The sequence below is a fragment of the Paracerasibacillus soli genome, assembly GCF_042432965.1.
Taxonomy (GTDB): Bacteria; Bacillota; Bacilli; order Bacillales; family Amphibacillaceae; genus Paracerasibacillus; species Paracerasibacillus soli.
Genome location: NZ_JBHLWL010000062.1, coordinates 103181 through 119331 on the forward strand (window position 1 = coordinate 103181; position 16151 = coordinate 119331).

Annotated in this window: 12 protein-coding genes; all 12 read right to left on the bottom strand. The window is 34.7% G+C overall.

All coding sequences use genetic code 11. The features are described from left to right. Positions 1 to 82: 82 nt before the first annotated feature. Positions 83 to 763, bottom strand: a complete 681-nt coding sequence (locus tag ACFFIS_RS15980) for a PspA/IM30 family protein (protein WP_390188338.1) — start codon at positions 761 to 763, stop codon at positions 83 to 85. Positions 764 to 1082: 319 nt separating this feature from the next. Continuing rightward, on the bottom strand, positions 1083 to 2684 hold the full coding sequence (locus ACFFIS_RS15985; protein WP_390188339.1) for an aspartate:alanine exchanger family transporter: 1602 nt from the start codon (positions 2682 to 2684) through the stop codon (positions 1083 to 1085). Between the two features lie 259 nt (positions 2685 to 2943). Continuing rightward, entirely contained in the window at positions 2944 to 3591 is a 648-nt protein-coding gene (locus ACFFIS_RS15990; protein WP_390188340.1) for a hypothetical protein, read from the bottom strand. Between the two features lie 53 nt (positions 3592 to 3644). Further along, positions 3645 to 4397: a MerR family transcriptional regulator gene (locus ACFFIS_RS15995; protein ID WP_320381390.1), complete on the bottom strand. Its 753-nt coding sequence runs from the start codon at positions 4395 to 4397 to the stop codon at positions 3645 to 3647. A 398-nt stretch (positions 4398 to 4795) separates the two neighbouring features. Beyond that, positions 4796 to 5563 (bottom strand): class B sortase, encoded by a 768-nt coding sequence (gene srtB, locus ACFFIS_RS16000; protein WP_320381389.1) that lies wholly within the window; start codon positions 5561 to 5563, stop codon positions 4796 to 4798. Between the two features lie 174 nt (positions 5564 to 5737). Then, positions 5738 to 6508 (bottom strand): ABC transporter ATP-binding protein, encoded by a 771-nt coding sequence (locus ACFFIS_RS16005; RefSeq protein WP_390188342.1) that lies wholly within the window; start codon positions 6506 to 6508, stop codon positions 5738 to 5740. Next, positions 6498 to 7481, bottom strand: coding sequence for a FecCD family ABC transporter permease (locus ACFFIS_RS16010; protein ID WP_320381388.1), 984 nt, complete (start codon positions 7479 to 7481; stop codon positions 6498 to 6500). Before ACFFIS_RS16010 ends, ACFFIS_RS16005 begins: the two co-directional genes overlap by 11 nt. A gap of 92 nt (positions 7482 to 7573) precedes the next feature. Beyond that, positions 7574 to 8500, bottom strand: coding sequence for a heme ABC transporter substrate-binding protein IsdE (gene isdE / locus ACFFIS_RS16015; RefSeq protein ID WP_390188344.1), 927 nt, complete (start codon positions 8498 to 8500; stop codon positions 7574 to 7576). 203 nt (positions 8501 to 8703) lie between these two features. Beyond that, positions 8704 to 10980 (bottom strand): NEAT domain-containing protein, encoded by a 2277-nt coding sequence (locus ACFFIS_RS16020; RefSeq protein WP_390188346.1) that lies wholly within the window; start codon positions 10978 to 10980, stop codon positions 8704 to 8706. Between the two features lie 28 nt (positions 10981 to 11008). Beyond that, complete coding sequence (locus tag ACFFIS_RS16025) at positions 11009 to 11626, bottom strand: NEAT domain-containing protein (RefSeq protein ID WP_320381383.1); 618 nt, start codon at positions 11624 to 11626, stop codon at positions 11009 to 11011. 558 nt (positions 11627 to 12184) lie between these two features. Then, on the bottom strand, positions 12185 to 14407 hold the full coding sequence (locus tag ACFFIS_RS16030; protein WP_390188348.1) for a putative bifunctional diguanylate cyclase/phosphodiesterase: 2223 nt from the start codon (positions 14405 to 14407) through the stop codon (positions 12185 to 12187). Between the two features lie 161 nt (positions 14408 to 14568). After that, positions 14569 to 15723, bottom strand: coding sequence for an MFS transporter (locus ACFFIS_RS16035; RefSeq protein ID WP_320381381.1), 1155 nt, complete (start codon positions 15721 to 15723; stop codon positions 14569 to 14571). Positions 15724 to 16151 lie beyond the last annotated feature (428 nt).

Sequence of the window (16151 nt, forward strand, 5' to 3'; positions counted from 1 at the left end):
ATGACCAAATCTATGTATATTCTGTTTATAAAAGCTGTAGCACCATGCTACAGCTCCTATATCACTTATATGTGAGATTCCTTTATTCCTTATTTGCCAGTTGGGCTTTTAATGCCGCTAATTCACCATCTACATTTACACTACTTCCACCGTATTTGGCTGTTAAATCTTTTATATCATCCTGTGGTCCACTATTTAATTCCGCCATGGCTCTTGCTTCATCTAGCGCTTTATTTACCTTCTCTTCCATTCTACCGAACTCGGAAATAGATTGCCCTGCTCCAGAAATAGATGAACCAATTTTATTAATTCTTTGTTGTGTTTTAGCAACAGCAGCTTTCCCTTTAAGCATGGATCGACGTGATTCCAATTCACCAATATCAGCTACTAGTTTATCGTGCATTTGTCTCATTTGTGCACTATTAGAAGCTGCTAATTCGTAGGCTTGGTTTAGTTCTGTCTCTTTATCTGTCAAATTTGCTTTTCTTTCTAAAAACTTACGAGCATCCTCTTCATTTCCTGCTTCTAATGCCTTAATTGCATAGTTTTGCATTTTATCCATATCTGCGCGACACTCATCCAACTCACGCTTTGCTCGTTGTTCTTCTGCCATAACGGAAGCTGTTTCAGATTTTACACTACCTAAATCTTTATTTAAATTTCGTAAATGTTGATCAATCAATTTTTCTGGGTCTTCTGCCTTATCTAGTAAAGCATGAATGTTACTGGACATAATATTTTTAAAGCGTTTTAAAATACTCATTTTGAATTCCCCCTTGAAATATGAAGTTTTTAATAGAACCATTGAATTGCCATTTTATTATATGCGCGCATGACAACTTATCATACGTAATAAATGCTGAAATGGTTTCATTATTTTATAATAACTTTCTACACTACTACTCATTATTATTTCGATATCACATGGGATATGTCAATGGGGATTTATAACTATTTTTAACTTTATTTTAATTAGTATGATGTTTGTATACCCTTTTAATGTTGCTGCCGTTTCATCAGGAAATTATTATCAATACTCCTCTAAAAAAACGAAGGGGATTTTTCCTTCGTTTTCATACGGCTCATAGTATAAGTGGAACAAATTGTGATGCCACAGCTACAAAGATTAAGGAAAATGGATATGCAGCAGCATACGCAATTGCTGGATCTTCTGAGTCGATTAGTTGATTTACTGCTCCCAACCCAGGGGTACTCGTCATTGCGCCACATAGCCCTCCTAAGGAATGGATCATACTCAATTTAAATACCTTTCGTGCAAAATAAAAGCCGACAAATATTGGAACCAACGTAATAATGATTCCGCCAACTAGTAGCTTTACTCCTTGCGACTGTACTACTTCTACCAATCCATGACCAGCTGTTGTTCCCGCACCAGCTAAAAATATAACAAGACCAATATCACCAACTACTTGATTCGATGGGGCATAATAACGCGCATGTATTGGCCCTATCTTTCCAAAGTGTCCAATAATTAATGCGACTAATAACGGGCCACCTGCTACACCTAGTGTAATCGACCCTAACCAAGGTAAATGAATTGGGATCATCCCGACAAGAATACCGATTAGCAAAATAACACTTAATGAAAAAATGTGTACATTTGTTATCGCTAATTTTTTCTTTGTAAATAGCTGTTCTACTTGATTTAAACGTTCTTCACTACTTACGACTGTTAGCACATCACCACGTGCCAAACGCATTTTAGGATTCTGATTCAGTTCGATACCACCTCGTTCTATTCTCGTAACAGTAATACCATAATCCTTTCGTAAGCCTAATTCCTTTATATTTTTTCCTATCGTATCATAGGAATCCACGACAATTTTCCGTAATGCAACACTATCTGCATTATCTAAATCTGTCACCTCTACTTCTCTTCCAACCCGTTTACAAAATTGATATAAATCTGATGGAATCCCTACCGTCACAAGTTTATCGCCGACCAGAATAACCGTATCTCTCAGCGCAATAATTGTTCGCTTTCCGCGAATGATGCGACTAATAACAATCGAGTTATCTGTTGTAAAATGTAATTCACCTAATGTTTTTTTATCAAACGAGGAGTTTGTTAATTCAATCGTTATCACTTCTGGTGAATCTGCTGTCTTAATTGGATTGTTCGCTTCATTAAAGTCTTTGATTAAATCGACTTTTAGTATTTTCGGTAGAAGTTGAACAAATAGAACAACAGCAAGAACACCAAATGGATAAGCGATCCCATATCCAACAGAAGCAATCGGATCCTTTGTTGCTTGAAGCGCAGCAGCTAAACCTGGCGTACTCGTTAATGCCCCTGTCATCAGTCCAACACTTAACGCACTCGATAAATGAAATATTTTCGATACAATAAATGTGATAATGACGGAAACAACGACAACGATAAGTGAAATAACGCCAAATATTAATCCGTTTGTGCGCATCATTCTAAAAAAGCGCGGTCCAGCTTGTAAACCGACCGCTACAATAAATAAACTTAAACCTAAATTTTGCACAATTGGTGATACTTGATAGCCAAAGTGTCCAAATACGATTGCAACGAGCAATACACCAGCTGCTCCTATACTCAATCCTTTTATTTTAATTTGTCCAACTAAGGACCCTAAAAATAAAATAACGAATAATAATAACAAAGGTTCATCTAATAAGTCTGTAAGTAAATTCATGGTGTGCCTCCACAATATATTCATATTCCCCCTATCATTATATGCCTTTATGCCCAAATGAAAAGTGATTTGTAATTCCTTTTAATACAAGAGAATATGAATATGTTCCCCTTGAAGGAAACTAGTTATAACATGAAACTTTTATCCTAGTAGGACTTGGTCTATAACACCATCATCATTCGTAGCACCATTTCTGTTTTTGTTACAACAAAAAAGAACAATCTCATCCTCTCCTTCAGATTGTTCTTTTTTTATCAGTTTATTTTTCAGGGAAAATAGTGTAATACCAAGCATTAATTGTATCAGCAATATAAACAATTCCCCAAATGACACTAACGGGATATAGTGCTGCAACCCGGTATGGACCATTTTCAGGCACTTCAGCTGGATTAACTTCTTCAATCCATGACCAATCTGTCATAAGTTCTTTGAGTGATAAGTGGTCGTTACCAAAATAAAGTAAAAAGATGCTTTGTGCTATGATAAAAATAGCGGTATGCACATACCAACCTATTCTATATTTTCGGGCCACAGCATGACTGTCTCTTTCCTTAGCCATGATTTGTTTATCTTTTTCCGTTAATAAGTCCACACCTTGCCACTTGCCGACCTTCTGTTTAATCCAGCGATCGAGCTTTTTAAAGTCAGCAATTCCGAACGTACAAGCATATACTAAAAACACCAAAATGATAATTTGAAACGTCTCGATTTCTCCAGTTGCTTTGTAAACGACTAAAGCAAGCACCCCTTCTAATAACAAAAGTAGAAGAAATATAAATAAGAATGTTTGACTAAGTAGTCGTTTCTTCAAAGCATAACGAATGAACAGGAAAAGTACTAAAGACAAGAATGATAATACTTCCATACTGATAAAAATTTCCCACTGATACGTAATAATAAAATCCATTGTCAAGTCCTCTCTTTGCTAATTTAGCACGCCAACATACACGTTGCTTCGCATTAAAAATTCACTTGTTCCTGCTGTTCATAATGAATCCATGCCGCTTCAAAAAAAGCGAGTAGTTCTGGTTCAATCGGATAGAGCCCAGCTTGCTCCGACTTTTCTGGGGACGTTCTTATTTCCCAAAGCTTTTCAAGAAATTGCTCATTGTCCCCAACTGTTTCCATACTTTTTTCTGCTATACGTTGGATGATTCTTTGCACTTCATCCGCTTCATGACCTTTAGACATGTTCTGTTTTAATTGTCCTATTAATGCAATCCATTCTAATGTATCTGGGTCACTGTGATTTACATTCGGTAATAAAGCAAGCATTTCAACTTCTTCATTTGTGAACAGCTTTTTTCGAAAAGACCTTTGTTCTGCTCGGTTATCTTCATACAGTTGAATGAGTTGTTGAATATTCGTTAACTGAATATCAGCATCCATCATCTTTGCATGCAATATACCAGTAAGGATAGACTCTATTTCAATCAGTTTTTCCTTTTCCTTTTGTACATAGTTTAATTGTTCCTGAATACTGTTGAACCAGTTCCAATTATGTTGCGTAAGAATATTTTTAATTTCTTGCAAAGATAAACCTAATCTTTTTAAAAACTGGATTTGTTGTAGTTTTTTTAATTCTGCCTCTCCGTATAACCGATGACCACCTTCTGACTTTCCTGCTGGTTTTAATAAATCAATTTGGTCATAATAACGTAATGTTCTTACCGTAATACCTGTTTGTTTTGTAACCTTTTTGATAGAAATCAAAATATAGCCCCCTGCAACCCCTTTATCATATTTAGTATACATGATGACGCTACGTCACTTTCAACCTTTTTTTGATTTTATTCCACTTTATATAATTCAATTATGATAAACTACAACCCCAGCAGTGAGATTTAGTTTTACATCGATGATTGGAAACTATAACAAAGAATAATGCGGTGGGAGTAAAATGAATATTGAGGGTTACTAGCAGCATATAAATAGGGCTGGCGCAAAACCAAATTGTCAGAATTCCCCATTACTGCATGTAGTATAGAGCACTTTACTTATTTCCTGATTATAATAAAAGGGAGTCAGACCGTTTTGTCTTAACCCCACTTTTTATCATCTATTTATCTGAAATAGGGCATACAATATTTCACATATCGCAAATAGGAGAATTATTTCTTAACAAGCTTTGCTTGAACAACTAATCTACCATTATCTTGATCTAACGTATATTCACATGTTGATAATGTAATAATGGCATCATCTGGATTTAATTCAACATCTGTTTTGTATAACGACTTCTTTTGTACCTTTGCAAGAAATGCTTCATATTGTTCATCAGTTGAAAAGTTCGTCTGAATATAATCAAAATCAGTCAACGTATTGTAAACAGCGAAAATCTCTGCTTCATAACTATCGTACAATGTATCAAATTGAAATGCTTTATGAGATTCAAAAAAATCCTTATCTAGAAATTTCGTTAATTGTTGGAACATCGATCCATCTTTCATTCGATGCCCGTATATAACAGTATTTTGATCATTTGCAGTGTCAACGTCATTACGATAATCTAAAAAAATACTTCCTGCCCTTGATTCCTTTCCGTAATAATTTCTCGTTAAATATGTTTCATTATTAGGAGCCTGCAAAATCGGATAATCCACTTGCGTTCCTTCAATCGTAATCCAACCGACAACATCAGGATTTTGCTCCAACAACGCCTGAAATCCAGGCCGAATTGTATGAGATTGGGAATCTCCCATATCTTTCTTCGCTTGATAAAAAGTATCTTGGAGTTCATTTAGCATTTTACGGTTTTGATAGTAATCGTTAAAAATGAGAACGAGGTTGAATGCGGCATAACTAAAAACCCCTAAACAAATAATCGTTATCAGTCTTGATATATACTTTTTCCATCTATTCCTGTTTGCTTGTTTCACGACATACCGCCTCTTCCTACTTGATAAAGTAAAACTTTTAATCAATGGGGGTTCTCACTTCCCGCATCGATTGTAAATTGAACGAATGGGGCCTTTACTGGCTGTTGATCCATGTTCTTCATTCCATGGCTTATTGAATGAGGGTTTTACAGCCAGTTTCCCTGTGATAAAATACTAGATTCCAATCGGCACAATGTACATACCCACTGCTTCGTCATGCTTAATCACAACATCTACACCGTAAATTTCATGTATTAATGCTGTAGTCATTATTTCTTCTGGCTTTCCTGTTTTAATAATTTCCCCTTGCTTCATCGCAATAATCGTGTCACTATATTGGATTGCCTGATTAATATCATGTAGTACCATGACAATTGTTAAGCCTTGTTCATCACGTAGTCGTTTTACAAGTTCTAAAATCTCATATTGAAAATAAATATCTAGATTTGATGTAGGCTCATCTAAAAATAAAAATGGTGTTTTTTGTGCCAATGCCATTGCGATCCAGGCACGTTGCTGTTGACCACCTGACAATGTTACCAACGGTACATCTCTTTTTTCCAACAAACCTGTGCAAGTTAATGCCCACTCCACAATTTCTGCATCTTCCTTTGTTTGGGGTGAAAATGTATTTCGATATGGCAATCTACCATAATACACCAACTTTTCCACGGTCATATCAGAAGGAGCGATATTTTTCTGATGAACAACACCAAGCTTTTTTGCTAGTTCTTTCGGTTTATACTGATGCAATCCTTTTCCTTCAAAAATAATTTGGCCTGCCTGCGGTTGATTATTATTTGTTAACACACCCATTAAAGTTGATTTTCCAGAACCATTTGGACCTAATATTGTCGTAATTTCTCCCTTTTGGATCGTCGCATTTACATGATGTAGTCGTTTAATTTTATCCTGATAAGCGAAAGTTATATCCTTAATTTCCATAAATACGATCACTCTTTCTAAGCATAATGATGAGGAATGGTCCGCCAATAATAGCCATAATAATGGAAGCTGGAATTTCAATTGGTGCCATGATTGTTCTACCTAATGTATCTGCAATCAAAATTAACAAAGCTCCGGCCAATGCTGAAAAGGGAATAAGTACCTTGTGGTCATTTCCTACCAATGTTCGTCCGATGTGCGGAATGAGTAAACCGACAAATGTAAACATACCTGCTATCGCCGTGGCGATGGAAGCAAGTAGTACAGCAACGATGGAAATAATAAATCTAGCTCGATTTACTGGGAAGCCCAAGTTTGTTAATGTATTATCTTTTAATGCTAAATGATTACACCATGCATAAAGCACAAAAGCTAATAGAAGTCCGATTGTTCCATATAGGACAATAACATGTACATCATTCCACGTTTTCATTGTCAGCGTTGATGTCGTAACAGACACGCTAGACATCATACTACTCGCATTTTGTGCACTTAAAAGTTCACTTAAACCAGTAAATAAGGCGTGAATGGCAACCCCAATTAAAATCATACGCAACGGATTTAAGCCTGATTTCCAAGAAAAAGTGTAGACGAGGAAAAATGCAAAAGCACCACCAATAAATGCAAATAAAGGTGTATAGAAAAATAATGTAGGGAAGAAAGTTAGGATTAATATTGTCATAAAACCTGCTCCCGAAGATACGCCAATAATACCTGGCTCAGCCAATGGATTTCGCATAACTGCTTGTAAAAGTACACCAGATACTGCTAACGTAGCACCAGCAAATAACGCAATAATAATCCGTGGAAAACGTAAATCTTTAATAATTAATACATTTTCATTCGTCCCCGTAAATAGTCCTTTTACAAGTTCAAATGCTGATATTTCAATACTTCCTGAAACCGCTGAATAAATGATTACTGTAGGAAGCAAAATAATTATCACAATAAAGCTGATCATCTTTTTATTCATCATTTCTACCTCTTCATTCATTAACCATTTCTTTAGCTATTTGTACGTAACTGTTCAAAGAGAAAGAATAAATTGGAATCCTTCAATAACCATTATTTTTCATCTGGATATAAAATATCTACCAATTCATCTAATGCTTCTATTGCCGCGAGATTTGCAGTTGTACCAAATCTTGTTTCTTCTAAGTCATAGACACGATTATTTTGAACTGCTTTAAAATGTTTCCAAACATCATTTTCTTTAAATTCCTTTTCAAACATCTTCACAACCTCTTCCGGCATGCCGTGCGCTGCGCGTAAAATAATATCAGGCTTTAACTGTTGTAAATATTCCGTGTTACCGGAAATATATTCTTCATCACGATCTGTCACAACATTTACCCCGCCAGCACGTTTTACTAAATCTCCAATATAAGAGTGCTCCGTACCAACGATATAACTACCGGGAATCCCCATTAAAATTAATACGGAAGGAGCATCCTTTCCTGCTACTCGCGCTTCAATTTCAGCCATTTTATCTTCATACTGTGTTATGAGCTGATTCGCTTGTTCTGTGCGGTTATATTCTTTACCAACTTTCTCTATTTCGTTTAACATATGATCGACACTTGTAAAATCAAGATATTGTGTTTTAATATCAAGATTAGAAAAGTCCACATCCATATTATCTAATAAGGTGGTAACTGATAATATGTCTGTCGGTTTAAGTGATAGCATAAGTTCCATATCTGGGCTCATCGGACTACCAATTTCAGTTGCATCTTTATATCGTTCCGGCAATTCTTTATAACTCGTTGGAATACCAACTAAATCGATATCTAATTTGTCCATGATTTCTGTTATGGCTACAGTCGTTGCAATAATCCGGTGATCGTCCTCTGGTTTATTTGCTTCCGCCGCTTTCACCTTGTCTGCGTTAGTATCCTTTTCCTTTTCACTTGCACTATCGTTTGCCCCACAGCCAGCGACTATGAAGATAATACCTAGCAACATCACCCATAATTTCAAGCTATTTTTCATGATTGCGCACCTCTTTTTTAGGGGAATATTCTACATTTTGGAATACATTGGCATAATATAAACAATCGGAGGCTGGAACATAAGGGTCTGCCCCTCACGTTCAACTACTATTAAAAAGGAAAAGTTCAATTTTTAATAGTAGTAAAGGGGTCAGACACTTTGGCTTTGTCCCAGCCTGCTTTTATTTGCTTTTAATCTTTTGATTATAAGATAGAACGTCGTCTAAATTTAATAGCTAACGGAATGGCGGAACCAACTAATAGGAGTACATAAAGTAACATACTAGTTGTATCTCCTGTTTTAGGGTTACTACCCGTTGATTTTAAACCATTTGCGTCATTGTTATCGGTATTAGAACCAAATTTTGGTTTTTTAAGTTTATCGTCACCATGAGTAACTATTTGATATTTACTTGGATCGTCTTCTTTCATAGTTGTCTGATCTAGGAAAAGACGAGCTAAGTGTTTCATGTCATATTCCATACCTGCTACCTCTTTTGGTACAACAATATGCATATCCAATGTAATAACATCAGATAAATCGCCATCAACCTTAAATTGAATAACAGCTGAGCCATCTTTATTTATTTTAACTACGTCAACATCACCGTGAACTGTTTTTAAGTAAACAATCCATTCCCAATTATCAACCGTAAGTTGGATGTATTTATCATCACCTTTTATTAATAAAATACCTGGCTTTCTGAAAAAGTCATCTGCTGCTGATACTTTATCTTCGGTTTCATGCTTAATAACGTAATCAATTGTATATGCTTTATCCGGGTTTTGTTTTGTAACTTGATTAGAACTTTTATCACTATTATTGTTGTTGTTTTTGTTATTGTTTTTGTTGTTGTTGTTTTTGTTATTGTTCTCGTTTTTATTATTGTTGTTGTTATTATCATCTTCATCTGGATTTAGGATTAGACGTGCATGATGTTTTCCGCCATAGGCCATATCCATAGTTAACATTATAGGATCAGACAACTTCCCAACAATTTTAATTTCAATAACTGCCGAGTCATTATTTTCATCTATAACATTTACATTAGATTTATCAGCCGTTAGCGAATTAAACATATTCCAACCATTAACTTTTACTTGAATATATTTTTCGCCATTCTTTTCAACTAATTTTCCAGGCTTTATGAAAAAGTCATTAGCAATAGATGGTTCATCCTTCGTCTCATGTTTAACAATATAATCAATGTCAGTGGATTTTTCCTCTTTAGAATCTCCTTTGACATTTTCCTTTGCAAATACACCATAAGTTGAAAAATGGGTTGGGTGTATTGTTATCTTACCGTCTTTAACAATACCATTTTGCTCAATCCACTTGCCTTTAGCTTCATTATAATAGTAAATATCAACATCTTTACTCTTAAATTTACTTGTGTCATACCCCATTGTTAATTCAAATTTCCCTGGGTTATCTCCAAGATTACTGAAGTTAAATTCGTAAACTTCACCAGCTACAATGTAACCTTTATGATTTGTCACATACTCTTTATCTTTAACTGAATTAATTACTAATGTTGTTCCAGCTGGTAATCCTTCAGGCAGAGTTAATTGTGTGCTTGCATCGCCACTAATCGTTACTTTGTCTCCGCCATTAACTGGATTTTCATGTCCCTTTTTAATTTCAATTTCCTTTGGTTCTTCTGGCTCATCCGGATTATTACTTTCATCGTCCTCAGTGATTTTCACCAAGGAATCCAAATCAAAATCAACTCGTACTTCATGTGTACTGCCATAAAACATTTTCATACCTATTGTGAGTGGCTGAGATAGATCGCTCACATTAAATCCTACAACTCTTGTTTTATTTTCTTTATCCTCGCTAATAACATCAACATCTCCACCGTTAGGTAAAGTTATTCCTAGAATAAAATTGCTATCACTGTGTTCTAATTGTACATAATTTTTTCCATTCTCAACCTTTAAGATAGCTGGCTTTTTAAAGTATTTATCAACATCCATACCATCATAGTGTACACTGTAATCCATCGTATAAGTGCCATTTGATATTTCGTTATCTGAGTTATCCTCATCTGCAACTTTCACTAAGGAGTCCAAATCAAAGTCAACTCTTACTTCATGTGTACTGCCATAGAACATTTTCATACCTATTGTGAGTGATTGAGATAGATCGCTCACATTAAATCCTACAACTCTTGTTTTATTTTCTTTATCCTCGCTGATAACATCAACATCTCCACCGTTAGGTAAAGTTATTCCTAGAATAAAATAGCTATCACTATGTTCTAATTGTACATAGTTTTTTCCATTTTCAACCTTTAAGATAGCCGGTTTTTTAAAGTATTTATCAACGTCCATACCATCATAGTGTACACTGTAATCCATCGTATAAGTGCCATCTTTTAAGCCATTACTAGACTCCGCCGATACAATGTTATTTGAAAATGGTAATGTAAATACCGTAATCAATAAGGCAAGAAATATATTGAAAGTTTTCCGCATTTTCTACTCTCCTCATTAGCTTTTTCTTTTAGTCACGTGCTGGTCGTAATTTCCAAACGGCAACCATTCCTATAACAGCTGCTAGTAATAAAGAAGCATAAAGTATAATAGATGAATCATCACCTGTTGGTGGGTTTTCTTCCGCTCCGCCCGTTGCTACCGCTCCATCATCTGATTTCTTTTCATTGACATCTGATGATGAATCACCAGCTGTAGGTAGTCCACTCACATCAAAAACTGCGCGAGCCGTATGCGTCATATCATATAAATCTGGAACTACAATATGCATTTCCATGTTAACCGGCTGTGATAAATTACCATCAACTCTAAATTTCACTGTTCGTGTATCGCCACTATCACTTACCACGTCAACTGGTCCACTTGGGGCACTTAGAGATTTAATCATCTTGCTACTCGTCACCGTTAATTGAATATGCTTCACGCCATTCTTTACCGTCAACGTTGCAGGCTTAGAAAAATATCCATCTGCAATAGATGTACTATTACTGCCCGCTTCTTTCATTTCATAATTAATTTTATATGTACCATCTGCGATATCTTTTGCAAAAACTGTACCATGTGGAATAACAATTAAAGAAAATACCATTACAGCAATAGCTAAAATTAACGAAAATCTTTTATTCATTATTTTCTCCCTTTCTTATTGAGTTCGACTTGATTTTAATAGATTTAATGTAAAAAAACGTGTTATGTGTATGACCTCCTCCAATTATTTGGTAAAATAATATAAAAGCAGATTGATATCCCATAACAATGGTTTGCAAACAAACATAACGTTTCTATCTTTATTGCACATTACAATTTAGGGTTTTCAATCTAGCTACATTACAAAGCTTTAATACCATTATAATTAATACAATACGCTTTTGTACACATTAATATGAACGCAAGATGAATAAATTGTGACATTTGTGTGAACTTTAGGTATTTAGAACTATTATAACCTGTGTTTTTTCCCCCGTAACATCCCCCAAAAATAACGATAAATAGAAACTTCCGTTCGCGGGCAGCCGTGTTAAATTATCCATAAAAAAATGATTCCGATAATCGAAGACTAAGCCGCTCCCTAAAGTAGACATGTAAAAAAGTAAAACTACTTCAGTAAGAGCTTATCAGACTGATAATCAGAATCATTCTTTAATATTTTTGACAAAGGTATCCTAGCCTTAATATAACATTTCCTTTATATTATTTGATCAATTTCATTTCTTGGTAGAGGTTTGCTAAATAAAAACCCTTGTCCGTATGTACAATGAAAGTCCTTTAAAACAGTCAATTGTTCCTCCGTTTCAATACCTTCTGCAATTACACGCAAATTCATATTTAAACCAATATCAATAATCGATTTTAGCATTGATTTGTTCACTGAGTCAGAAATATCATCGATAAATGCTTTATCGATTTTCAACGTGTCAATTGGTAGTCTTTTTAATACAGAAAGTGATGAATAACCAGTGCCAAAGTCATCAATAGATAGCTTTACACCTAGTTTACGCAACTTTTTTAGAAGGCTCACAGACTCATCCAAATTTTGTATGACACTCTCTGTAATTTCAAGTTCCAAAAATTTTGGTTGAAGATTTGTCTTTTGTAAGATGTCGGCTACTATTTGAACAAAATCACATTGTTGAAACTGGCGAACAGAAACATTTACGGAGACGATTAATCCTTTGCTTGCCCAACTTTTATTCTGCTTACAAGCTTCACGTAACGTCCATTCACCAATTGTAATAATTTGTCCGCTATCTTCCGCTATTGGAATAAATTCTTCTGGGGAAATAAACCCTAGCTCTGGATGTTTCCAGCGCAATAATGCCTCCATACCAACTATATTTCTTGTAGATAGTTCTACCTTTGGTTGGTAATAAATTTCAAATTGATTTTTTTCTAATGCACTTCTCATTTCTAATTCAATCATTACTTTTCTAGAAATTGCTTCATTTAATTTTGCATTATAAAACTGAATACTATTGCGACCACCGCTTTTCGCAAAATACATCGCCGCATCTGCATGTTTTACTAATACTTCCGCATCCTTGCCGTTTTCCGGGTACAAACTGCCTCCAATACTAGGTGTAATAAAAATTGTTCGATTTTCTATTAAAAACGGCCTTTCAAATTGTTGTAAAATGGAATTTGCAATATCCTGATACGTCTGTTGCGGATTTTCTGGGACAATAAATACAAATTCATCACCGCCAGTGCGGTAAATCTTTGCTGGCTCCTTAATAGCTCCCGACATTCGTGCTGACACTTGCATAAGTAATTGATCACCAAAATTATGACCTAACGTATCATTTATATTTTTAAAACGGTCTAAATCAATTAAAAAGACAGCAAATCGATCATTACCACTCTTATTACAAAACAATTCTTCTAGATCCTTTATAAAACTCGCTCGATTATATAGACCAGTTAAAGGATCACGGTAAGCCAAATATTGATATTCTGACACAAGTTTGCGATTGCTTCCCATTATCATAAACTGCTTTACTACAATAAATAAAAACGTAATGTGCAAACCGATCGTAAGAATATTAAAATAGCCTTGATAAGTTGTTAATACAAGCAGTAATAAAAATAAAGCAACAACGTACGGTAATTTATTGTCTTCCACCTCAATTTGTTTCGTTATCTTTAAGTCGATATCTCCTTTTTCCGTTACCTTATAACCAGTCAATCCAAGTAGTAATACAGCCACTATCCATAATAAATCAGCGGTACCTCCAGGAATAGATTCTCCTTCACTTAAAAGATATGCATATATGGAATCAGCAACAATATGAATAAAAAAAGCAGTGGTAATCATTCTAATAATATTTTTTGCATTCGTATAACTAGATAGAAAGAATAACCCTACAATAAAAAGCATAATTCCTAAATCACTTATTGGATAAACTAAATTCAAAGCCAATATGAATGATGAACTTGATACCATAATGATAGGTGTAATCAAGTAGTGCAAACTAATCGTCGTTGCAACACAAATAAAAATTACGGTATTAAAAAAGAAGCCTTTTCTTATCATTGCGTTATTGATTAACTTCAATAAATAGTACAGGGCGTATAAAAATAATGGAAAGGATAATACCCAAAAGAAACTTGATACTATCGGATATTGCGTTGTTTTCGTAAAAGTTCGTACGAGCAACCAAATAATGTTTGATAAAATCTGACTAGTAATCGCCAGAGAAAATAACAGCCAAACATACTTTTGTTTATTCGATACGACACGATATGTTCGATAAAGCCATACACTGCTAATTAGTCCTGTCACGATTGAAAAAACAATTACAACATCTGTACGATCCAAATGAAGATTCGAATAAATGTATATTGTGATTACATAGGAAAGTATACAAATACCGACTATCCATTCAGACAAGTGCCATCTATTCTTTTTCATAAAAATCCTCCAGTGTTGAAGAAAACTTCATAAGAATAGTTTGCACTTTTTTGTTCGTTTACTAACATGTTTTTTTATTTATCAATGATACAAACGTATCAAAGCAAAACGACGTAAAAAAAGAGGGCAATCAGTTAAGTAAATTTTTTTGAACATAGCCTTTAAGATAATTGAGTTGGCCTTTTCCAAAATATCGCAAGCATTACCCCTACAATTAAAAATAAAGATGAAAAATAAAAAGGATAATTTAAATTCACATCAAATAAAATACCCCCAATTACCGGTCCGAGGATATTCCCTATACTTGTAAACATTGAATTCATGCCACCAACAAACCCTTGTTCTTTCCCAGCAATTTTTGATAAATAGGATGTAATCGCAGGTCTAATCAAATCAAACCCAACAAAAAGGAATATTGTCACAAGCAATATATTTGTATACGAACTTACAACCGTCATAAGATACACAAGAAAAACAGAAAAAATTAGACTATAGCGGATTAAACCAATTTCACCGAGATGTTTTGTTAACCAATCAAATAAGACAACTTGCGCGATTGCACCTACAATGGCCCCACCAGTAATAGCAATGGCAATATCTTTTGGTGTGAAAGAAAATTTATGATCAACAAACAAAGAAAATAAAGAATCAAATGCTGCCAAACTAAAAGATGTTAAGAAGATAATCATAAAGGCGATGAAATACATCGGTGTAAATACACGTCTGATGCCAGTCGCTTTTTGATCTATTTCATCCTCATTCCGCTCCGGCTCGCGAAGCGTAATATATGATAAAACTGCAGAGACTAGTGCAAGGACAGCTGCGGAAAAGAACGGAAGTCGCGGCCCGATCTCCGCTAAGAAACCTCCAATACCAGGTCCGATAATAAATCCAGTCGAAATAGACGCAGACATGTAGCCAAGCGCTTTAGACCTTGTTTCCATCGTCGTAATATCCGCAATAAAAGCAGTTACAGCTGGCATAATTAATGCAGCACTTACACCACCTAATAGTCGAGAAACAAACAACACTTCTACTGTTTTGCCTATTCCAAATAACAATTCCGATGCACTAAAAAATAATAGCCCGATAATAATAATTTTCTTACGTCCATATTTATCTACCCATTTACCCGCAATTGGAGATACAATAAGCTGTGCAAAGGCAAATGCAGCTACAAGATTTCCAACTATACTACCAGATAAATGTAATTCATTCATAATCGTTGGTAATACAGGAATAACTAATCCAATTCCTAAAAATGCAATAAATAAATTCGTTAATAAAATCGCTAATGTCATACGATGTTCTTTCATTTGCTTCTCCCTCTTGTCCACTTCTTCATGATGTATTATGAACACTATAATCTCTTATTTATGATAGCGTCAATCGTTTTAAATCAAAAAATGACTACATTTTCTATTTTTTTCTAATTTGTGTCTTACAGCCAATTAACCATTAAACTTCATGCCCAGAAATCTCATCCAGTTTGTTAAAAACAATCCGCTTCAGCTAGCGGTATAGAACATAATAATCTCACTTTTGTATGAAAGAAGCCTTGTAGTATTTTGGCATGAAGTAAATCATTTATACAATAGATCAAGCTGCAGTTTGGTTTACAAAATCGCTAAAGTACTTTAGGATATAAAAGGTGATGGAATTATGACTTCTGTTATGGGAGCATAATTCCTTTTTTTATTTTCAACAAGTTTTCCCTATGAATTTGGCAACATTTACAGGTTTT